Annotated in this window: 11 protein-coding genes; 4 read left to right on the plus strand and 7 right to left on the minus strand. The window is 63.1% G+C overall.

All coding sequences use genetic code 11. The features are described from left to right. From ptsP (HBO11_RS23155) to HBO11_RS23165, 3 genes are all read left to right on the plus strand, one after another. Window positions 1-1,995: phosphoenolpyruvate--protein phosphotransferase (ptsP, locus tag HBO11_RS23155; RefSeq protein WP_170058999.1), on the plus strand; the 1,995-nt coding region annotated here is incomplete at its 5' end. A 26-nt stretch (window positions 1,996-2,021) separates the two neighbouring features. Beyond that, complete coding sequence (nagE, locus tag HBO11_RS23160; protein WP_169956653.1) at window positions 2,022-3,719, plus strand: N-acetylglucosamine-specific PTS transporter subunit IIBC; 1,698 nt, start codon at window positions 2,022-2,024, stop codon at window positions 3,717-3,719. Between the two features lie 112 nt (window positions 3,720-3,831). After that, a complete protein-coding gene (locus tag HBO11_RS23165; protein ID WP_169956663.1) occupies window positions 3,832-9,576 on the plus strand; it encodes a membrane-targeted effector domain-containing toxin in 5,745 nt (1,914 codons plus the stop codon). A 77-nt stretch (window positions 9,577-9,653) separates the two neighbouring features. On the opposite strand, the gene HBO11_RS23170 is transcribed toward HBO11_RS23165, so the two are convergent. Further along, complete coding sequence (locus HBO11_RS23170) at window positions 9,654-9,965, minus strand: YqfO family protein (protein ID WP_169956665.1); 312 nt, start codon at window positions 9,963-9,965, stop codon at window positions 9,654-9,656. A gap of 4 nt (window positions 9,966-9,969) precedes the next feature. Continuing rightward, window positions 9,970-13,866: a phosphoribosylformylglycinamidine synthase gene (gene purL / locus HBO11_RS23175; protein ID WP_169956698.1), complete on the minus strand. Its 3,897-nt coding sequence runs from the start codon at window positions 13,864-13,866 to the stop codon at window positions 9,970-9,972. A gap of 287 nt (window positions 13,867-14,153) precedes the next feature. On the opposite strand from purL, the gene mltF reads away from it, so the two are divergent. Further along, window positions 14,154-15,614: a membrane-bound lytic murein transglycosylase MltF gene (gene mltF, locus HBO11_RS23180; RefSeq protein ID WP_169956667.1), complete on the plus strand. Its 1,461-nt coding sequence runs from the start codon at window positions 14,154-14,156 to the stop codon at window positions 15,612-15,614. Window positions 15,615-15,752: 138 nt separating this feature from the next. Here the strand turns inward: mltF and HBO11_RS23185 are convergent, their stop codons facing one another. The 5 genes from HBO11_RS23185 to treP all read right to left on the minus strand — a co-directional run bounded on the left by HBO11_RS23185 (window position 15,753) and on the right by treP (window position 23,244). Beyond that, window positions 15,753-16,037 (minus strand): PTS transporter subunit EIIB, encoded by a 285-nt coding sequence (locus HBO11_RS23185; RefSeq protein WP_169956669.1) that lies wholly within the window; start codon window positions 16,035-16,037, stop codon window positions 15,753-15,755. Between the two features lie 2 nt (window positions 16,038-16,039). Then, on the minus strand, window positions 16,040-18,574 hold the full coding sequence (gene ptsP, locus HBO11_RS23190; protein ID WP_169956671.1) for a phosphoenolpyruvate--protein phosphotransferase: 2,535 nt from the start codon (window positions 18,572-18,574) through the stop codon (window positions 16,040-16,042). Between the two features lie 169 nt (window positions 18,575-18,743). Then, the gene (locus HBO11_RS23195; protein ID WP_169956673.1) at window positions 18,744-19,964 is read right to left on the minus strand and encodes a carbohydrate porin; all 1,221 of its coding nucleotides are present in this window, start codon (window positions 19,962-19,964) and stop codon (window positions 18,744-18,746) included. A 71-nt stretch (window positions 19,965-20,035) separates the two neighbouring features. Then, window positions 20,036-21,682, minus strand: coding sequence for an alpha,alpha-phosphotrehalase (treC, locus tag HBO11_RS23200; protein WP_169956675.1), 1,647 nt, complete (start codon window positions 21,680-21,682; stop codon window positions 20,036-20,038). 119 nt (window positions 21,683-21,801) lie between these two features. Continuing rightward, window positions 21,802-23,244, minus strand: coding sequence for a PTS system trehalose-specific EIIBC component (gene treP, locus HBO11_RS23205; protein ID WP_170042963.1), 1,443 nt, complete (start codon window positions 23,242-23,244; stop codon window positions 21,802-21,804). Between the last annotated feature and the right edge of the window lie 17 nt (window positions 23,245-23,261).

Genomic DNA, 23,261 nt, shown 5'->3' on the forward strand with positions numbered 1-23,261 from the left:
AGCGCCAGCGTGCGCATTACCCATCGCGGCGGCCTGCATGCGCGTCCCGCAGCCCTGGTTCGCAAGACCGCCCAGGGTTTCAGCAGCCAGTCGCAGCTGCATTTCGCCGGCAAGTCGGCGTCGTGCGCCAGCCTGATCGGCCTGATGGGGCTGGGCATTGGTGAACAGGACGAGGTACAGGTCACCTGCCTGGGCAAGGATTGCGACGCGGCGTTACAGGCATTGGTCGCAGCCCTATCGGTCACCACCCACGAACACGAGCAGGCCCCAGTGATCGTGACTGCGCGCCCGCTCAACACCGAAGCGGGCGTATTGCAGGGTGTGTGTGCCGCACCCGGCCTGGTCTGCGGGCCGCTGTTGCGGCTGCACACCATCGAGTTGCCGCAAGACCCGGGCAACCACATGCGCGAAGAACAATTGCAGCACCTGGACAGCGCCCTGGAGCAGGTACGCGGGGAAATCCGCAACACCCTGGAGCACGCCCGCCAGCGCAAGGCCGTCGAGGAAGAAGAGATCTTCGCCGCCCACCTGGCCCTGCTGGAAGACCCAACCCTGTTGGAGGCCGCCACCGCCGCCATCGAGCACGGCAGCGCCGCCACCCATGCCTGGCGCGATGCGATCCAGGCCCAATGCGCGGTGTTGCTGGGCTTGGGCAAGCCGTTGTTTGCCGAACGCGCCAATGACCTGCGGGACTTGCAGCAACGGGTGCTACGCGCCCTGCTGGGTGAGGCCTGGCAGTTCCAAATGCCTGCCGGGGCGATTGTCGTCGCCCATGAATTGACGCCCTCGGACCTGCTGCAACTGAGCGCGCAAAATGCTGCCGGCATCTGCATGGCCGAAGGCGGCGCCACCTCCCACGTGGCGATCCTGGCCCGGGGCAAAGGCATGCCATGCGTGGTCGCCCTGGGCAGTGCAGTGCTGGAGGTGCCGCAAGGCCAACGGGTCGTGCTGGACGCCGGCAATGGGCGCCTGGAACTCACCCCGGACGATGCCCGCCACGCCCAGGTCCACCAGATTCGCGAGGCGCAACAGCAGCGGCGCCAGCAGCAACAGGCCCAGGCCCAGGCAGCGGCCAGCACCCTGGATGGCGTGGGCATTGAAGTGGCCGCCAATGTCGCCTCCAGCAGCGAGGCGCAGATTGCCTTGGCAAACGGCGCCGATGGCGTGGGGCTGTTGCGTACCGAGTTTCTGTTTGTCGACCGTCGCACCGCACCCGACGAGCAAGAACAACGCCAGGCCTATCAGGCGGTGCTGGATGCCATGGGCGACAAATCCGTGATCATCCGCACCATCGACGTGGGCGGCGACAAGCAGCTCGACTACCTGCCCTTGCCCGCCGAGGCCAACCCGGTGCTGGGCCTGCGCGGTATTCGCATGGCCCAGGTACGCCCGGAGTTGCTCGACCAGCAACTGCGCGCCCTGCTGCAGGTCTGCCCGCTGCAGCGCTGCCGGATCCTGTTGCCGATGGTCAGTGAAGTCGACGAATTGCTGCACATCCGCCAGCGCCTCGATCAGCTGTGCGCCGAGCTAGAACTGACCCAGCGCCCGGAACTGGGGGTGATGATCGAAGTGCCGGCCGCCGCGTTGATGGCCGAGCAACTGGCCGAACATGCGGACTTTTTGTCGATCGGCACCAATGACCTGTCCCAGTACACCCTGGCCATGGACCGCGACCACGCCGGCCTGGCCGCGCGGGTCGACGCCCTGCACCCGGCGCTGCTGCGCCTGATCGCCCAGACCTGCATTGGCGCGGCGAAACACGGGCGCTGGGTCGGGGTGTGCGGCGCCCTCGCCTCTGACCCGCTGGCCACCCCGGTGCTGGTGGGCCTGGGGGTGCGCGAGCTGTCTGTCAGCCCGCCGCAAATTGCCGAAATCAAAGACCGCGTGCGCCACCTGGACGCCGCGCAATGCCGGCAACTGAGCCAGGGCCTGCTCGACCTGAGCAGCGCCAGGGCCGTACGCCAAGCCTGTCAACACCACTGGCCGTTGAGCTGACAACAACAAGAAAAAGGAGACTCGCCATGTACCAACTGTTTATTGAAGGCCTGCAACGCCTGGGCCGTGCGCTGATGCTGCCCATCGCCATCCTGCCGATTGCCGGCCTGCTGCTGCGCCTGGGTGACACCGACCTGCTGAACATCGCGGTGATGCACGACGCCGGGCAAGCGATCTTCGCCAACCTCGCGCTGATCTTCGCCATCGGCATCGCCGTGGGCTTTGCCCGCGACAACAACGGCACGGCCGGGCTGGCCGGGGCCATTGGCTACCTGGTGATGGTCTCCACCCTCAAGGTGATGGACAGCACCATCAACATGGGCATGCTCGCCGGGATCGTCAGCGGGCTGATGGCCGGGGCGCTGTATAACCGCTTCAAGGACATCAAGCTGCCGGAGTACCTGGCGTTCTTTGGCGGGCGACGCTTTGTGCCGATTGTCACCGGGTTTTCGGCGGTGGGCCTGGGGGTGATCTTCGGGCTGATCTGGCCGCCGGTGCAGCACGGCATCAATAGCTTCGGCGTGCTGCTGATGGAAAGCGGCAGCCTGGGCGCCTTTGTGTTCGGCGTGTTCAACCGCTTGCTGATCGTCACCGGGCTGCACCATATCCTCAACAACATGGCCTGGTTTGTGTTCGGCAGCTTCACCGACCCGGCCACCGGCGCGGTGGTCACCGGCGACCTGACCCGCTATTTTGCCGGCGACCCCAAAGGCGGCCAGTTCATGACCGGGATGTTCCCGGTGATGCTGTTCGGTCTGCCCGCAGCGTGCCTGGCGATGTACCGCAACGCCCTGCCGCAGCGGCGCAAAATCATGGGCGGGATCTTCCTGTCGATGGCCCTGACGTCGTTCCTGACCGGGGTCACCGAGCCGATCGAATTCGCCTTCATGTTCCTCGCGCCGTTCCTGTACCTGCTGCATGCGCTGCTCACCGGCCTGTCGATGGCGGTCACCAACCTACTGGATATTCACCTGGGCTTTACCTTCTCCGGAGGGTTCATCGACATGGTCCTGGGCTGGGGCAAGTCCACCAATGGCTGGCTGGTGTTGCCGGTGGGCCTGGCTTACGCGGTGATCTACTACAGCGTGTTCAACTACTGCATCCGTCGCTTCAACCTGAAGACCCCGGGCCGTGAAGATAGCCAGGTGGCACAGGCCGAAGCGATGAGTGATCACCAGCGGGCCAGTGCCTATATCCGCGCCCTGGGCGGTGCCGACAACCTGCTCAGCGTCGGCGCCTGCACCACCCGCCTGCGCCTGGACATGGTGGACCGCAACAAGGCCATGGACGCCGAACTCAAGGCCCTGGGAGCGATGGCCGTGGTGCGCCCGGGCAATGGCGGCAGCTTACAGGTGGTGGTGGGGCCGATGGCCGACAGCATTGCCGATGAGATTCGCCTGGCCATGCCGTCGTTTGTTGCATCGGCGCCCGTGGCGGTTGTGCCTGTGGATAAGCCAGTCATGGTGAATGTGCAGGAGGCCGAACAATGGCTGGGCGCCTTGGGCGGCCGGGCGAATGTACGCCAGCTGGAAGCGGTGGCGATGACGCGGTTGCGGGTGGAACTGGGGGATGATTCGGTGTTGTCCGAAGCTCAGTTGACCGCACTGGGTTGCCAGGGCGTGAGCCGGCTTGAAAGTGGGGTCTGGCACCTGTTGATCGGTGACAAGGCAGCGGGGTTGGGTGAGGCCTTGGAACGGTTGGTTAGCCGCCCGGTCAACGCCTGATCCGAACGGACGCAGAGCGTCCAGGGCGGCGTACCGCTACTTATCTACCGCCCAGCCAAACGCACAACTCCCCATGCTGAGGGTTCTTACCTCAAGCATGGAGAGCGTGCCCGTGAGCACAACACCCCAGACCTTTGAAGGCATCAAAGGCCACCTCAACCAGATCAGCCATCACCTGCTCCAGGTCGAAGCGCCGCTGTTGCCCGAACAAAAACCTGTTGCCGAACTGGCCTACCTGGAAAAAATCAATGGCCAGCTGACGCGCTACCGCCAGCAATACATGAACAAGAGCCAGGTCCTCTATATCGGTATCAAAGCCGACGTCCTGCCCGCCCGTGTGGCGACACTCAAGACCACCCTGAACACGTACCTGCAACAACTTGATCGCGACGAGCAGATCGACGGCAAACCACGCAAGTCCTATATGACCTTCGAAGCCGGGTTCAGCGCCCTGGCCCATGAAACCAAACTCAGCGCCCAGGACCGCCTTCTGCATCCGCAACAACAGGCCATGCTTGAGCGGGTGCCCCTGGGCAGCACGCAACGCCCGGGCCTATACGCCCTGTCGTTCCAATACCAGGAGCGCACCGTCGAATTGGCCGGCGCCTTTGTCCTGACACAGCAATCCAGCCCGCTGGTCGCCGACCTGGACGCCGGGCCAGCGGTGGGTGAAGTGATGCTGTTCACCCCCTCCCGCGGGATCGCATCCTTCAGTTCCCTCGCCCAACTCAACCGGCATCTACTGCAAGGAATGGACGATGCCGAGCAACGTCGCGACTTCATGCAACTGCTGCCCGTGCGTTATCACGATGTCAGCCCCGAGGCCATCTGGCCGCTGCAACTGGCACCGATCAGCGACAGGCCGCTGTTTGAACACACCTACAACGCCCTGATCGACAAGCGCACCCAGGACATCGAGCGCGCCTTGAGCCTGGTGGACAACCCCACACAGAGCCCCGCGCAACTGATCAGTGCCCTGGACCGCGCCATTGCCGGCGCCTTGCCGGACCTGCGCGCGCGCCTGGCGTGGCGCGCGCGCCGCTTGCTGGAGCGCCACCTGCGCCACAGCGCGCCGGACTGGTATCGCAGCGCCAGCGAAGCGCGGCGCGCCACCCTCGCCACCCACCTTTGGCACTACAACGAAGCCCGCCAGGACCTGCTCGACCTGCTGGGCCCGGTCACCACCCCGCAGTCCCTGGCCCGCTACCAGTTGCTTGAACGCCTGAGCGACGAGCTGGACATTCAGGACCTGGCGCCAGAGCACCTGTTGATCAACACCCGGCGCTATGTCTACCCCATCGGCGAGTATGAACATGATCGCAGCCTGGTCGACCTGGCCCTGCGCGGGTTGCAAGACGGGGATGCCCTGCCGGGCTCGGACTTCCTGAACAAAACCACGCTCACCTATCAGGGCGCGACACTGCCCACCGCCTACCAGGACCTGACACCCACCTGGCTCGCACAGACGCTGGCCACCTTACAGCCGCGTATCGACTTTGCCGACGCGCAACGGCAAATGCATGCCAAACCAGAAGTCAGCCGTAGCATCGAACGGATGCTCGACCAAAGGCTCACCGCACTGGCCTACACCGCCCTGCTGCAAGGCCACCTCAGTGACGAGGACTTTCAATTGGTGCAGGACCTGCGCCAGGGCACCAACCCGCACCTGAGCGCCGCCACTCTGTCGCTACATGCCGCTCAATTGCAGGACCTGTGGGTACTGCGCCAAAGCGATGCCAGCGGCGCAATCATCCGCCTGTTGCTGTGCACGCCCGAAGCGCCCCGCGCGCAGCAGTTCATGGCGTTTGACAGTGAACTCGCCTGCCAGAACCACATCCTCGGCTGGAGCCTGGACAATGGCAGCAAACACCCCCCGGGTACCCTCACCGACTATCTGATCAAGCGCGTCGCCCTGCGCTTTCGCGGGGCCATGAAGCAGGTCTTGAGCGGCCTGAGCTTCAAGTTCCACGACCAGGAATACCAAGAGATCGGCTTTGGCAATATCGGCAGCCACGCCATGTGCCTCAAGGCGATGTCGGCCCATGTGCTGGCGACCCGCATCGACGACTATGAATTCGGCACCCCGAGTTGGTACCGATCCGCCAGCGTCGACAACCGCCAGCAGCTGTTGAAACTGGCCGAAGACAGCGAGGGCGCGCTGCTTACCTACAATGAACATCCGTTGTCTGACGCCCGATTTCCCAGCTTTACCCATTACCTGCATGAACAGGCGAGAAAAAGCCTCAACGACTTACTGGGCCGCCCCCAGAACGATGTCGACCCGGACACCGTGTGGGCCTTTTCACCGCCGTCGTTGCTCGGCGCGCTGACCCCGCCGCCCCTGACTTACACCCAGCTGTACCGCGATGGCTACGCCGACGGCGTGGGTTTTCTCGACGAGAAATTCTCGCGTTCGGCTCGTTTCAAAGGCCCGCCCGGCGTTGACTTGAGCCAATTAAGCGCAGAAAAAATTGCACGCTCGGTCACCGACACCTGGGTCGGCGAGCGCTACATCAACCAGGTCAAGACCCGCTTGCTCAACACCGGCAGCACCGACTATGCACTGCGGCGCAATGCCACCTTGAGCATCACCCAGCACCAACTGCAGAACGCCGCCCTGGAGTGCCGGCTGGAGGGGTATATCGCCGGGGTAGACTGGACGTGGTTGCAACGCAGTATTGCGAGCATGCACGACACCGCCGCCCAGACCCGTGGCACCTACGCTATCCATCGTCTGCTGGTGGACGGCGAATGGGTGATGGGCAACCTGCTCTTCAGCCATGGCGATTTTCCGACGTTGCTCTACACCCCAAACGCACCGGACGGCATCAGCTTTCGCGAAGCGCGGCTGTTCAATTACCGGTTGAAAAAGATTCCCGGCATGGTGGGCTATTTCACCCTGCGGGTCGGCGCCCAGTCCCAGGTGCGGGTCCGGGCCTTCCTGGAAAACGCCAAGGCCCAATTACCCGAAGACCTGAGCCAGACCGACACCAGCCCGGCACGCTATGACTCGACCCACGGGCAACCCCCGCTGCAGGATCTACGCGAGGCCCTGTACAACATGCCGTTGCAGCGCAAGATCGATGACGTGCAAGGCACCACGGTCAATCGCAACCAAATGATCAGCGCCATTTTGTGGAACTGCGTGGAATGGGTCACCGCGATTGCCACCGCGCCGTTTCCCAGCCTCAGCCTGAGCCTGGGCATGCTGCTGGCATTCAAGGACGGCATGCTGGCCCTGCACGCGTACCAGCAGGGCGATACCGGGGCGGCACTGGAACACTTGCTCGGCTACGTGCTTAACAGTGCCGGGGCCGCCGTCACCGATCTGCGCCCGGCCCTGGCCTCGGTCAAACAGCTCGCCCGGCCGGGCCTGCGCCAGGTCACCAGGAGCCACGCTGCACCGAGCGAAGCGGTGAGGCTGGTGCAGCCCCTGCAACCCAAGCCCCTGGCGCTGGAAAATATGCAAGCGGTGCTGTTCGAAGGCCAGGCGCTATGGGCCAAAACCGTTCCGGACCCGATCGGCCGTTACCTGCTGTATCGACTGGATCCTGTCACCGGCAGGCTGGTCTCCACCACTCGGGTGGCCGCGCCAGATAGCCAAGGTGTGTGGCGCCGCACCGGGGTCACTGGTGGCGCACCCAAGTACGAAAAACTACCCGAGCCCCCCGAACCGCTGAAAGCCTATGAGATGCCACCGAGCTATGCCCGCGATCTGGGTAAGGCCATCAACCCGGATACACGCGCACAGATGCTGCTGAACACGAGTGAGTTAGTGGGCTCAGAGGGGGTGGCCAGGGGCGTGCTCGCCCTCGACCTTAACCCGCTGCGTACGGTTTACCTGCAACAGGTCGAACGCCTGAGCACTGACGCCCAGGACTTTTTCACCCAGCTCGCGCCTTTACCGGCGCGCCCCGCTCCCCCGGCCGTGGACGCCAGCACCTCATTCTCGCAACTGATCGCCAGCGACGCGTTCAGCGGCAACAAAAACCTGATCATTGGCGCAATACCGGGCTCCATCGCCAGTAAGCAGCTGCTGATCACGCAGATGGATGCCTTGATCAGCAACGGCTTCAAACACTTGTACATTGAGTACCTGCCCGCCGATGCATTCCGCACACGCCTGCAGCGCCTGCATCAGGGTAAAACCTGGGAAAACATTCGCCAGCATCTCGAAGCGGTCGACAAGGGCTTTGGTCTTGCCCCGGACGCTGAATACTCCTACCTTGCCCTGGTACGCAAGGCCAAGGACAAGGGCGTGAAGATCCTGGCCCTGGACGCTTCCACCTCCTACTTGCTGGACGATTTCCTGCAAATGCGCGACACCCCGCCGACCATCCCGCGCAGCAACAGCATCAGGAATTTCTACTCCCATAAAGCCATCGGGGCCGATGCCCTTGTCGAACAGGACGAACGTTGGGTGGCCCTGGTGGATCACAGCCGCCTGCGCACGTTCGAGGGCACGCCGGGCCTGGCCGACTTGCAAGAAGCAGTGGCCCTGCGCGTGGAGGATGTGGCGGCGGGCCAGCCGGTGGGCCTCTGGGTCGACACGCCCGGCGCCATAGCCGGTGACCCGTTGGCCAAGGGCGATTATCGCTTGGCCCTGCACACGGCGTACAAGGAGCCCGGGCAAGCCGCTTCTGCCAGCGTCGCGTCTACGACGGACGTGACGCACTTCAGCGACTACGATATCCCCCACGCTTTCCGGGACAGCATCAGCCGGCAAAGCACCGCCGGCCGTGGGCTGGACAGCAACTACGCCTCACCGATCGCCACCGAGCAAAGGGCTTTCAGCGTCTTTCTGGACGCCCGAGAGCGCCTGAGTCGCGATGCGGCGGCTTACCTGGAGCAGCGTGTACCGCCAGCCAGGCCCGATCCCTCCACCCTGGGCACACCGGCCACCCCGCAGGCGCTGCTCGAACGTGTTGGGAGCAGCGAGTTTTCCGGGCTGGTGGTCGGTGAAGCGCACCAGGCGCAGTCGAGCAAGCGCTGGCTGCGTGAACATATGAAAAAGCTCAAGGAACAGGCATTCAAGACGCTGTACGTAGAACACCTGTTGACCGATATGCATCAGCAAGATCTGGATCTGTTCCTGCGCACCCAACACCTGCCGGACAACCTCAAGCGCTACCTGGCCATGCTTGATCGCGGCCAGATGCCGCACTACAAGGGTAAAAATTCCTACACTGAAGTGATCCAGGTCGCTGCCAGGCATGGCCTGCGCATCCGTGCCCTGGACTGCACCGCCAGCTATAACGTCAAGGGCCTGGAGGATGGCGATCTGGGGCGCAACCAGATGTTCAGTTACTTCGCGTCAAAAGTAATCCAGGCCGACCAGGCAGCACAGGGCCCGCACAAATGGGTGGCCTTTATTGGCAGCGCCCACACCAATAACAACCTGGGCGTGGCCGGGCTTGCGGAACTGCAAGGTGCAGTCAGCCTGCATGTGCGGGATACCGCCCCGGCGCTGGCGCAGAATATTCGCCCGGGAACCTGGGAGGTTTCGACCTCGGGCATAAAGCCGTTCAGGCGGGCGTTACGCGGCGACCTTGTTTTAGAAGCCGGTGTGGAGGGGATTCGTGCGCCAGCGCCCTTTGTCCCGGTAGACCGTCGTCGATTGAATCTCGCGGGCCTGTACTTGATCGAACGCCCGTCGCCTTCGCAGACCAACCTGCTGCACCGCTCGCGCAGCGGCGAAATCGTGTCGACGCCGATCAAGGTCGACCACGACGGCCTGTTCTATGTCGAACGCTGGGCGCCGATGCAGGGCAAGCGTTTCAGCTACGAAAACACGTTGATCAGCGCCCTGGAGGTGGAGGTGGGACTAAAACCTGCGCCAGACATCACGAGGCTTTGATTTCGGCGATCTGACAGGCAAAAAAAACCCGCTGGCCAATCTGGCCCAGCGGGTTTCTTGTTCTAGCGGCCAGCGGATCAGAAATCCGCCAATTGCCAGACCTCATAAGCCGGTGTCTCGTAGGGATGACTCAGCTTCAACGCAGCAACTACCGCCACGATCAACGCATCGGCCACCACCAGCTCAACCTTCCATTCTGCAACCACCTCGACCTGGCCCACCTGCCCGATAAACGGCTGGCTGCCATCCATCGCGCGGAACTGGCCGCGGCCCAGCACTTGCCAGGCACAGTTGTCGTAGTTGCCGATGCGCCCGCCACCGGCCGCGAAGACGGCGCTTTTCACCGTCTCCACATGGCTGTCGGGCACAAAGAAGCTGAGCTTGTACACCGCCTTAGTTCACCCACACACGAGCGTTACGGAACATGCGCATCCACGCGCCGTCTTCGTTCCACTCTTCCGGGCGCCACGAGTTCTGCACGGCGCGGAACACCCGCTCCGGGTGCGGCATCATGATGGTCACGCGACCGTCGCGGCTGGTCAGCCCGGTGATCCCGCGCGGCGAGCCGTTCGGGTTGGCCGGGTAGCTTTCGGTGACCTTGCCGTGGTTGTCGACAAAACGCAGGGCCACGGTGCCGGACAGATCGGCTTCCAGCAACGCTTCCTCGCTTTCGAACTCGGCATGGCCTTCACCGTGGGCGATGGCAATCGGCATGCGCGAACCGGCCATGCCTTGCAGGAAGATCGAGTTCGATTCCTGCACCTGCACCATGGCCACACGGGCCTCGAACTGCTCGGAACGGTTACGCACAAAGTGCGGCCAGAACTCGCTGCCCGGGATCAGTTCGCTGAGGTTGGACATCATCTGGCAACCGTTGCACACACCCAGGGTGAAGCTGTCGTTGCGTTCGAAGAAGCCCTGGAACGCATCGCGCGCGCGGCTGTTGAACAGGGCCGATTTGGCCCAGCCTTCACCGGCACCCAATACGTCGCCGTAGGAGAAACCACCGCAGGCCACCAGGCCCTTGAACTCATTGAGGTCGACGCGACCGGCGAGGATATCGCTCATGTGCACGTCGATCGCATTGAAGCCTGCACGGTCGAACGCGGCCGCCATTTCCACCTGGCCGTTGACGCCCTGCTCACGCAGTACGGCAACCTGTGGCCGGATGCCTTTCTTGATGTACGGCGCGGCGATGTCCTGGTTGACGTCGAAGCTGAGCTTGGTGCTCAGGCCCGGGTTGTCTTCTTCCAGGATCACGTCGAATTCCTGCTCGGCACAGTCGACGTTATCGCGCAGGCGCTGGATCTGGTAGCTGGTCTCGGCCCACTGGCGTTGCAGCAGGCGGCGCTGGCCTTCAAACACGGTGTCGCCGTTGAAGACGATGTTGATCACGCCGTTGTTGATCGGCTGGCCGACCACCGCCACGCAGTCGCCCAGGCCAGCAGCGCTGAACTGTGCAAGCACGTCCGGGGTGGCGTCCTGGCGCACCTGGATCACCGCGCCCAGTTCTTCGTTGAACAGGATGGCAGCGATGTCAGCGGAAGTTTCCGCCAGGCCGTCGAGGTTCAGGCTCAGGCCGCAATGACCGGCAAAGGCCATTTCCACGACGCTGGTCAGCAAACCACCGTCGGAACGGTCGTGGTAGGCCAGCAGGTGGCCGTCGGCGTTCAGGCCCTGGATCACGGCGAAGAAGGCTTTCAGGTCTTCGGCGTCATCGACGTCCGGCGCCTGTTTGCCAAGCTTGCCGTGGGTCTGGGCGAGGATCGAGGCGCCCATACGGTTCTGGCCACGGCCCAGGTCAACCAGGATCAGGTCGGTGGTGCCCTTGTCCATGCGCAGTTGCGGGGTCAGGGTCTGGCGGATGTCGGTGACCGGCGCAAAGCCGGTGACGATCAGCGACAGCGGCGAAGTGACGCTCTTGTCGGTGCCCTCATCGTTCCAACGAGTGGCCATGGACATGGAGTCCTTGCCCACCGGAATGGTGATTCCCAGTTCCGGGCACAGCTCCATGCCGACCGCCTTGACGGTGTCGTACAGGCGCGCATCTTCACCGGGGTGGCCGGCAGCAGACATCCAGTTGGCCGAGAGCTTGATATCGGACAGCTTGCCAATGCGCGACGCGGCGATGTTGGTGATGGTTTCGCCAATGGCCATGCGGCCCGACGCCGGGGCGTCCAGCAAGGCCAGCGGCGTGCGCTCGCCCATGGCCATGGCTTCACCGGTGTACACGTCAAAGCTGGTGGCGGTCACGGCAACGTCAGCTACCGGCACCTGCCATGGGCCGACCATTTGGTCACGGGCCACCAGGCCGGTGATGGTGCGGTCGCCGATGGTGATCAGGAAGCTTTTGCTCGCCACGGCCGGGTGGTGCAGCACGCGCTCGATGCTGTCGGCCAGGTCGAGGCTGCTTGGGTCGAAATCATCGCCCAACTCGGCTTCACGTACCGCCGAGCGGTGCATGCGCGGAGCCTTGCCCAGCAGCACTTCCAGCGGCATGTCCACCGGGCTGTTGCCGAAGTGGCTGTCGGTGACGGTCAGTTGCGGCTCGGCGGTTGCTTCGCCGACGACCGCAAACGGGCAACGCTCGCGCTCGCAGATCGCCTGGAAGCGTTCGAAGTCCGCAGGCCCCACCGCCAACACGTAGCGTTCCTGGGATTCGTTGCTCCAGATCTCGTGCGGGGCCATGCCCGGCTCGTCGTTTGGAATATTGCGCAGTTCGAAACGGCCGCCACGGTCGCCATCGTTGACCAGTTCCGGGAAGGCGTTGGACAGACCGCCGGCGCCGACGTCGTGGATGAAGCTGATGGGGTTCTTGTCACCCAACTGCCAGCAACGGTCGATGACTTCCTGGCAACGGCGTTCCATCTCAGGGTTTTCCCGTTGTACCGAAGCGAAGTCCAGGTCCGCCGAGCTGGTACCGGTGGCCATGGAGGAAGCCGCGCCGCCGCCCAGGCCGATCAGCATGGCCGGGCCGCCGAGGACGATCAGCTTGGAGCCGACGAGAATCTCGCCCTTCTGCACGTGGTCTTCACGGATGTTGCCCATGCCGCCGGCCAACATGATCGGCTTGTGGTAACCGCGCACTTCATCGCCACGGGGGGTGGTGATGGACTGCTCGAAGGTACGGAAGTAACCGGTCAGGGCCGGACGCCCGAATTCGTTGTTGAACGCGGCGCCGCCCAGAGGGCCTTCGATCATGATGTCCAGCGCGGTGACGATGCGCTCAGGCTTGCCGTATGGCACTTCCCACGGTTGTTCGAAACCTGGGATCTGCAGGTTGGACACGGTAAAACCGGTCAGGCCGGCCTTGGGCTTGGCGCCACGACCGGTGGCACCTTCGTCGCGGATCTCGCCGCCCGAGCCGGTGGCTGCGCCCGGGAACGGGGCAATCGCGGTCGGGTGGTTGTGGGTCTCGACCTTCATCAGGATGTGCACCGGCTCCTGCACCGCGCCGTACTGGCGGGTCTGCGGGTCCGGGAAGAAACGGCCGGCGACAGAGCCGACGATCACCGAGGCGTTGTCCTTATAAGCCGACAGAACGCCTTCGCTGTGCATCACGTAGGTGTTCTTGATCATGCCGAACAGGCTTTTTTCCTGGCTCTGGCCGTCAATATCCCAACTGGCGTTGAAGATCTTGTGGCGGCAGTGCTCGGAGTTGGCCTGGGCGAACATCATCAGTTCGATGTCGTGGGGGTTGCGCTGCAAGCCGTTGAAGGCGTTGACCAGGTAGTCAATCTCGTCTTCGGCCAGGGCCAGGCCCAGCTCGGTGTTGGCCTTCTCGAGGGCGGCGCGGCCACCGCCGAGCACGTCAATTGCGGTCAGCGGCTTGGGCTCGGCGTGGCTGAACAGGCCGCCAGCCTGTTCCAGCTGGCTGACGATGATCTGGGTCATGCGGTCGTGCAGGCTGCTGGCGATCAGCTCGGCCTCGGCGTCGCTGAACTGGCCAGCCACGTAGAAGGCGATCCCGCGTTCCAGACGCTGGATTTTTTCCAGGCCACAGTTGCGGGCGATATCGCTGGCCTTGCTCGACCAGGGCGAGATGGTGCCGAACCGCGGCAGAACCAGGAACAAGCGGCCGGTCGGCTCTTGAACGGGAACGCTGGGGCCGTACTTCAGAAGGCGTGCCAGCACTTGCTGTTCGTCGGCGGTCAAAACGCCGTTAACGTCGGCGAAGTGAGCAAATTCAGCATACAAGCCTGTGACAGCTGGAACCTTCTGGCTCAGTTGCTCAAGGAGTTTGCTGTGGCGAAAGGCAGAAAGGGCAGGAGCGCCGCGCAGGATCAACATCTTCGGGACAGCCTCGGGAAGGGGGTGTGCTTTGAGGCCGTGCATTCTAGCGTAAACCTGCGCCAACGGCACCCGAAACGGCACCGCTGGCCGCTGCCGAACGTCAGTTGGCACCGATTGCACGGTATCGGGGCGTTTTCCAGGGCCGGCGGCGCAGTTATTTTAACCGTCACAATCGCGCCCCAGGCCACGTTTCTGCGGGCTGCAGCACAGTTTCGCGGGCGCTAGCAGACAACGCCGATGCTGTCGAGATATGGCGCCATGGGCCGTTTGCGTATACTGCGCAGATGTTCTCCCCAACTGCTTTGCGCCCGCGATGTGCCAAATGGCTCCTCGCCACCGGACTCTTCCTGATGCTCAGCGCCTGTGTTGATAAGCCCAGCACGCTCGAGCGAATCAAGGAGGATGGCGTACTGCGGGTGATTACCCGAAACAGTCCGGCCACCTACTTCCAGGACCGCAACGGCGAAACCGGTTTCGAATACGAACTGGTCAAGCGCTTTGCCGACGACCTGGGGGTCAAGCTTGAAATCGAGACTGCCGACAACCTCGACGACCTGTTCGGCCAGTTGGGCAAACCCAACGGCCCGGTATTGGCCGCTGCCGGCCTGGTCAGCAGCGAACAGCGTAAACAGCAGGTGCGCTTCTCCCATGCGTACCTGGAAGTGACCCCGCAGATCATTTACCGCAACGGCCAGTCCCGCCCCACCAACGCAGCGGACCTGGTGGGCAAGAAGATCATGGTGCTCAAGGGCAGCACCCACGCCGAGCAACTGGCCGAGCTGAAAAAGCAGAATCCTGCGATTGAGTACGAAGAGTCCGACGCCGTTGAAGTAGTCGACCTGCTGCGCATGGTCGATGAAGGGCAGATCGACCTGACCCTGGTCGACTCCAATGAAGTGGCGATGAACCAGGTGTACTTCCCCAACGTGCGGGTGGCCTTTGACCTGGGCGACGCCAGCAACCAGAGCTGGGCCGTGGCAGCCGGGGAAGACAACAGCCTGCTCAACGAGGTCAACAGCTACCTCGACAAGGTCGAGAAGAACGGCACCCTGCAGCGCCTCAAGGATCGTTATTACGGGCATGTCGATGTGCTGGGCTACGTGGGCGCCTACACCTTTGCCCAGCACTTGCAGCAGCGCCTGCCCAAGTACGAGAAGTTTTTCAAGACCTCGGCCAAGGAAGAAAAGGTCGATTGGCGGCTGTTGGCGGCCATTGGTTATCAGGAGTCATTGTGGCAGCCGGCGGTCACCTCCAAGACCGGCGTGCGTGGCCTGATGATGCTGACCCAGAACACCGCCCAGGCCATGGGCGTATCCAACCGCCTCGACGCCCGGCAGAGCATCAAGGGTGGCGCCAAGTACCTGGCGATGATCAAGAGCGAACTGGACGACAAGATTCTCGAACCTGATCGCACCTGGTTTGCCCTGGCGGCCTACAACGTCGGCGGCGGTCACCTGGATGACGCGCGCAAGCTGGCGCAAAAGGAAGGCCTGAACCCGAACAAATGGCTGGACGTGAAGAAAATGCTGCCGCGCCTGTCGCAGAAGCAGTGGTACAGCAAGACCCGCTACGGCTACGCCCGGGGCGGTGAGCCGGTGCACTTCGTGGCCAACATCCGCCGTTACTACGACATCCTGACCTGGGTGACCCAGCCGCAGCTGGAGGGCAACCAGGTGGTGGAAGGCAATCTGCATGTGCCGGGCGTGGACAAGACCAAGCCGCCGCAAGATACCCCCCAACTCTGACCCCTGGGAACGACCAGACACCACAAAACCCAATGTGGGAGCGGGCTTGCCCGCGATCGCGGTGGGCCAGTTGATGAGTATTTGACTGACCCACCGCTATCGCGGGCAAGCCCGCTCCCACATTTGTTTTGTGGTGTTCTACAGGCCGGTGATCAGATGTACTACCCCGCCCGCCAGCACCATCACCGCCGTGATACCCGCCGCCTTCAGCGCCGCCTCGTCCACCCGCGCCGGGTCCTGTAGCTGCACGCGGATCCGGGTCAATGCCACGCGCTGCTGTGACTTGAGATTACTCGCCCCACCCAACGCACTCAGCACCTCAGGCGCCAGCATCGCATCAGCCGCCGGCTCGGCAACCACCGTTTCTGCCACCAGGTCCGGGGTCAGGGCTTTCCAGAACGCCTGCTGCAATTTCTCGAACATATTCAGTTCTCCACAACCAGTGAGGTTTCCACAGTCGCCGCGTGGTACTGGCTCAAGGCCTCGCGCACCTGGGCGGCTTCTTCCAGGTTTAACACCTGGTGGGCGATCAGTTGGCAGTCCGCCAGGTCCAGCTCACGCACCGTGGCCTTGATGCTCGGGATCAGCGGTACGCTGACGGACAACTCGTCCACCCCCAGCCCGATCAGCATCGGCACCGCCAGCGTTTCGGACGCCAGCGCGCCACACACCCCCACCCACTTGCCGTGGGCATGGGCGGCCTTGACCGTGGTGGCGATCAGGCGCAGCACCGCCGGGTGAAAGCTGTCGGCCTGGCTGGCCAGGCGCGGGTGGTCGCGGTCCATGGCCAGGGTGTATTGGGTCAGGTCATTGGTGCCGATCGAGAAAAAGTCCACGTGGGGCGCGAACACATCCGCCATCAACGCGGCTGACGGCACCTCGATCATGATCCCCAGTTTCGGCAGTTCAGTGAGCCCCAGGGCCGCCGCTTCCTCTTCGAGGATCTGGCGGGCCTGGCGCAGCTCCGACAGCAGGCTGACCATCGGCAACATGATGTGCAACCGGGCCAAGCCCGCGCTGGCGAGGATTGCCCGCAACTGCTCGCGCAACAGTTCCGGACGCTCCAGGCACAGGCGAATGCCACGCAGGCCAAGAAAGGGGTTGCTCTCGCTGTCCATCGGCACATAGGCCAAAGGCTTGTCACCGCCCACATCGAGGGTGCGCACCACCAGGTTGCGCTCGGTGCCCAGGGCACCGGCAATGGCGCTGTAGGTCTGGGCCTGTTCCTGCGGGCTCGGCGCACGGTTGCGGTCCAGGTAGAGAAACTCCGAGCGCAACAGCCCCACACCCTCAGCCCCCAAGACCAGGGCTTGCTGCACTTCTTGCAGCGAAGCGACGTTGGCTGTCACCTCGACATGATGACCATCGCGCGTGGTAGCCGCCAAGGCGGCCTGTTGCACATCGCGCTGGTGACGCAACACCTGTTGCGCGCGCACGGCCCGTAGCCGCTCGATTACCGTCGGGTCCGGGTCCAGGTGCAGTTCGCCTTTATCGGCGTCCAGCAACACTTGCTTGCCCTCGGGCAAGTCCAGGACCTGGGCTGGCACCCCGCACATCGCTGGCAAGCCCAAAGCACGCGCAAGGATGGCGACATGGCTGGTGGCGCCGCCGGCAACGGTGATAAATCCCAACACCTTGCGCGGGTCGAGGCTGGCGGTTTGCGAGGGTGTCAGTTGCTCGGCAATCAGGATTGCCTGCTCCGGCAACTCCCAGGCGCCGTCCTGCACCCCGAGGATCAGCTTGAGCACACGCTGGCCAACATCCGCCATATCGGCGGCGCGTTCGGCCAGCAGGGAGCTGCCGGATTGCTCGAACAGCCCGGCGGTGGCGAGTGTGGCGCTGTTCCAGGCAAAGGCGGCGCTCTTGCCTTGGGCGAGCAGGCCGTGGGCTTGTTCAAGCAGGGTCGGGTCTTCGAGCAATTGCTGATGGGCGCGGAAAATCTCTGCCTGGGCACTGCCGCCGGCCTTGTCCTGCAACACTTGCAGCGCTTGGGTTGCAGCGCGCAAGCCACGTGCCAGGGCGGCATGCTCCAGCGTCTCGCCAGCCCCCTGCTCAGGCACATTCAGCTCGGGCTCAGCCACCTGCACCACCTGCCCAAACGCCGAACCCGGCGATGCACATACGCCACGCAGCACGCTTGCCGATGACAGCGGCGCAACTGGCTCAACCACCTCGGCCACCAGCGCAACGGTTTCGCCACAGCCTTCTGTCAACAGCGTAACCAACGCCTGGATCGCCGCCGCGGCATCCTCCCCCGCCGCGCTCACTTGCAGGGTATCGCCCCGTACCGTTTGCAAGCCCATGATCGCCACCAGGGACTTGGCGTTGGCGCTCTGGGTTTGCTTGTGCAGGCAGATGCTCGCCTTAAAAGCCTTGGCCGCCTGGGCCAGCACCGCCGCCGGGCGGGCATGCAAACCGTTGGCGTTGGGCAGCTTCAGGGGCTTGGAGAACAGTGCGTCACCCTCCTCCTCCTCGTCATCGTTGGCGGCGCGTATTACCGGCGTCACACGCAACAACGGTTGCCCGGTTTCCACCAATCCCGCGCCCGCCGCCAGCAGCACAAATGGCTCGCCGCTGACCACCAGCATCAGGGTCAGCAAGCTACGGGCATTAAGCGCGATAAAGTCGCCATCGAATTCGATCAAAGGCTGGCCCGCCTCGACCCGCTGGCCTTCCTCGACCAGCCGGGTGAAGCCCTTGCCCGCCAGGTTCACGGTGTCCAGGCCGATATGCATCAGCACTTGCACGCCCTGGTCGTCGGTGACGCTGACCGCATGCCCACTGTCCTGAATGTTGCTGATCACCCCGGCCAGCGGCGCGCAGAGGGTCTGCGAGGTGGGATCGATACACACGCCGTCGCCAATCAGGCGGCTGGAGAACACCGGATCGGGCACCTGGTCCAGGGGTAACAGCACCCCCGCCAGGGGCGCCAGCAGTTCCAGGGGTTGAGTTGTGGTCATGACATCACCTGCTGTTTGGTTCTGTAAAAAACATGGGCCGAGTACACATCCCGGGGTGAAATGGGCCCCTGTGGGAGCTGGCTTGCCTGCGATTGCATCAACGCGGTCTCATTGGAATACCGAGCCGCCTGTATCGCGGGCAAGCCCGGCTCCCACATAAAGCCGGTGTTTATTTCCACCAGTATTCGACCTGCACACCGAAGTTGGAACCGTGGCGCGCGGTGCCATAGGAGCCGGTGTCGGACAACGCCGAACCCGCCGCCAGTTCATTGGCCGCGCGCTTGGCTGCTTGGTTCCAGGTGGCATAGGTGTAATACAAGCGCACCTCCGGCCGCGCCCAGAAATCCGGGCCCTTGGGCGACCAGGTCGGGGCGAAGGTGAACTTGCTGAGTTTGCGCGTGCCGCCGCTGGCATCGACCTGATCGTGGCCCAGTTCGGTGACCAGCTTGAACTGCTCGCTGATGGCATACGCCGGGCGCACACCGACAGACATCCAGGTCTGGTCCTGGCTGCCGGGGCGCACGTCTTTCTGGTACACCGCCTCCACCTGGCCGCCAAAACGCGAGGTCACTTGCCAGTCAAAAAACTCCACCGCGCGGTAGCTTTTGCTGCTGCGCTCCAGAGCTGTATTCCCGGTGTAGCCCAGGCCGGTGCCCGGCCCTTCGCCGTACTGCAGGGCGAACTTGTTCTTGCCACCGAGGAACGCGGCCTGCACATGCTGCGCAGTGAGGGCCCAGCCACTGTGGGTGTCGCGCCCGCCCGCCTGTTCGATATAGCTCAGGCCCAGTTCCAGTTCGCCGCCGGGGTTGGTCTTGAAGCCTGCGACGTTGAAGTCGTGACGGGTGGCGTATTGCTTCTGGTACAGGTTGTCCTTGCGCGACAGGGCGTAGCTGTACTTCAGATCGCCGATCAGCACGTCCTCGATGCCGCCGCCGGTGGCGCTCTGGTTCCAGTAGTAGAAGTCGGAAATATGGATGTCGTTACGTTTGTAGTAGCGCCGACCGGCCCACAGTGAGCCGCCGTTGAGGCTGGGCATGTTCGACCATTGCGCATACATCTGTGGCATGCGCGCCGAGCCGTTGTTTTCGCCCTGGAACTTCAGTTCGCGGTCGTATTTGTTATACAGCGAGGCCATGGCATCCACGCTCAGCACCGAACCGTCGTCCAGGGTGAACAGGTCCTGGCGCAATTCCAGCTCGGCATATTGCTCGCATTCGTTACCCAGGCGGTACTTGGATTGAGCGCCCGGCAGTTGGAAACATTGCTGCGGGCCGCTGCCGGTCGAGGTGCCGGCGCCGCTACGCAGGTAGCCGGCAAATTCCAGGGCGTGGGCCGCCAGGGGCAGGGTCAGGCAGGATGCGACGAGGCCCAGCTTTATTGTTGTTTTCATGAAGCGCTCCATTATTTTTTTTATTTTTTCCCTGTCGGAGCCGGCAAACCGGCTCCTGAAAAGGGGATGTTTCAGTCGGTCAGGTGCAGCACAAAAGACTCGTAAGGACGCAAGATGAGCGTGTCGGTGCGCACCGGGCAGTCGGGGTAGTTGCTGATCAGCAGGCGTTGCGCGCTCGCCGAGCCAATCACGCTGTGAGGCAGTTGGATTTCGCAGGGCTGGCCGTAGAAGTTGTTCAGCACCAGCAGGCGTTCGCCATGGCCTTCGCGCAGGTACGCCCAGACCTTGTCGTGGTCCTGTAGCAGTTGGCGGTAAACACCCTCCTGGATCAGCGGCTCAAGGCGCCGCAAAACGATCAAGGCCCGGTAGTGATGCAGCACCGAATCCGGGTCATCCAGCTGGCTCTGGACATTGATCTGCGCCGCATTGGCCGGGATGCCGATCCACGGTTCAGCGCGGCTGAAACCGGCATTGGCCTGGCTGTTCCACTGCATCGGCGTGCGCCCGTTGTCACGGGACTTCTGCATGATCGCGGCCATGCTCGAGGCCTCGGACTCACCGGCATCGCGCTTGAGGCGGTAGATGTTCAGGGTCTCGACATCACGGTACTGCTCGATGCTGTCAAAGCCCGGATTGGTCATGCCCAGCTCTTCGCCCTGGTACACAAACGGCGTGCCCTGCAGGAAGTGCAAAGCGGTGGCGAGCATCTTGGCCGAGACCACGCGGTGCTCGCCGTCATCGCCAAACCGCGAGACCACCCGCGGCTGGTCGTGGTTACACCAGAACAGCGCGTTCCAGCCGCCACCGGCCTGCATGCCCATTTGCCAGTCGGAAAGAATCTGCTTGAGCTGCAGGAAATCGAAGTCGGCGCGCACCCACTTTTGCAGGTTGGGGTAATCGACTTTCAAGTGATGAAAGTTGAAGGTCATCGACAGTTCTTTCGACTCAGGGCGAGAGTAGCGAATGCAATGTTCGAGACTGGTGGAGGACATCTCGCCGACGTTGATCAGCGCGTGGCCCTCGAACACTTCGCGGTGCATTTCCTGCAGGTAGGCATGCACGTTCGGGCCGTCGGTGTAGAAGCGCCGGCCGTCGCTGTTGTCTTCGGGGAAATCCGCCGGCTTGGAGATCAGGTTGATCACGTCCAGACGGAAGCCGCCCACGCCCTTGTCACGCCAAAAGCGCATGAGTTTGTAGACCTCGGCGCGCACCTTGGGGTTGTCCCAATTGAGGTCGGCCTGGGTGTGGTCGAACAGGTGCAGGAAATACTGGCCGGTCTGCGCCTCGTATTCCCAGGCCGAACCGCCGAACTTGGATTGCCAGTTGTTCGGCTGGTCGCGCCAGATGTAGAAGTCGCGGTACGGGTTGTCGAGGCTGCTGCGTGCCTGCTGGAACCACTCGTGCTCGATGGAGGTGTGGTTGACCACAATATCGAGCATCAGCTTGATGCCGCGCTTGGCTGCTTCGCTGATCAGCAGGTCGCAGTCGGCCATGGTCCCGTAGCTGGGGTCGATGGCGTAGTAGTCGCTGATGTCGTAGCCGTTGTCGCGCTGGGGCGAGCGCAGGAACGGGGTGATCCACAGGTAATCGACGCCCAGCCACTGGAGGTAGTCGAGCTTGTCCATGATGCCCAGCAGGTCACCGGTGGCGTTACCCGCGTGGCTGTGGAAGCTTTTGGGGTAGATCTGGTAGATCACCGAGTGTTGCCAGTCTTGCATGGTGGGTTCCTTCAATTGAGTGTTGTAGCGGCCTTGCGGGCCTCATCGCGGGCAAGCCCGGCTCCCACAGTTGAAATGCATTCCTCTTTGGGAGCTGGCTTGCCTGCGATAGCGATCTATCAGGCGACGCGATAACCCGGCCGCACAATTTTCATGCTCAACCCACAGGTCAGAACAAACGGCACCACAATCGCGACGGCCATGCCGATGACAAAGCTTGGGATGTATTGCGGGATGATCGAGATGAATCCGGGCAAGCCGCCAACCCCGATGGCCGAGGCCTGGACCTTGTTCAGCGAGAGGAAAATGCTGCCCAGGGCCGAACCCAGCAACGCGGCATAGAACGGAAACTTGAAGCGCAGGTTGACCCCGAACATCGCCGGCTCCGTGATGCCGAAGTAGGCGGAAATCGCCGAGGTCGAGGCCATGCTTTTGTCTCGCGCGTTGCGGCTCATGTAGAACACGCCGAGGGCCGCACTGCCCTGGGCCAGGTTGGACATGACGATCATCGGCCAGATAAACGTGCCACCCTGGGTCGAGATCAGTTGCAGGTCCACGGCAAGGAACATGTGGTGCATGCCGGTAATCACCAGCGGTGCATACAGCAGGCCGAAAATCGCCCCGCCCACCATTGGCGCCAGGTCAAACAGGGTGACCACGCCTTCGGTGATCAGGATGCCGAGGTGCCGGGTGACCGGGCCGATGATCGCCAGGGCCAGCACGCCGGTGACGACGATGGTGGTGATCGGCACGACAAGCAATTGAATGGCATTCGGCACCCGCGCCCGCAGCCATTTTTCAATCACGCTCATGACGTAGGCGGCCATCAGGATCGGCAGGATCTGGCCTTGATAGCCGACCTTCTCGATCTGGAACCAGCCCAGAATGTCGAAGTACGGCAGGCTCTGGCCGTCGAGCCCGGCCACCGCCTTGCCGTAGTTCCAGGCATTGAGCAGGTCCGGGTGGACTAGCATCAGGCCGAGCACGATGCCGAGGATTTCACTGCCACCAAAACGCTTGGCCGCCGACCAGCCCACCAGCGCCGGCAGGAACACAAACGAGGTGTTGGCCATCAGGTTGATCAGGCTCCACAGGCCATCCAGGTTCGGATAGGCCTCCAGCAACGTCTGGCCCTCGATGAACATGCCCTTGGCGCCCATCAGGTTGTTGATGCCCATTAGCAGGCCGGCAATGATCAGCGCCGGCAGGATGGGCATGAACACATCGGAGAACACCCGCACCAGGCGCTGCATGGCGTTGGTCTTGTCGGCGCCCTTTTTCTTCACGTCGGCGATGGTGGCGGCGGCCAGGCCGGTCTGTTCGCGCAGGGCGGCGTAGACCTTTTCTACTTCGCCGGGGCCGATGACGATCTGGAACAGCCCGCCGGTGAAGAACGAGCCCTTGACCAGGTCGACCTGGTTCAACGCACTGGCGTTGACCAGGCTCGGGTCCTTGAGCGCCAGGCGCAGGCGCGTCACGCAGTGGGCCGCTTGCTCAAGGTTATCGCTGCCGCCGAGGTTCAGGAGAATCTCGCGGGCAATGTTGGAATAGTCGTGGCTCATGCTTGGTCTTCCACTTT

Origin of the sequence: Pseudomonas sp. WS 5010 (assembly GCF_012985565.1) — a bacterium.
Taxonomy (GTDB): domain Bacteria; phylum Pseudomonadota; class Gammaproteobacteria; order Pseudomonadales; family Pseudomonadaceae; genus Aquipseudomonas.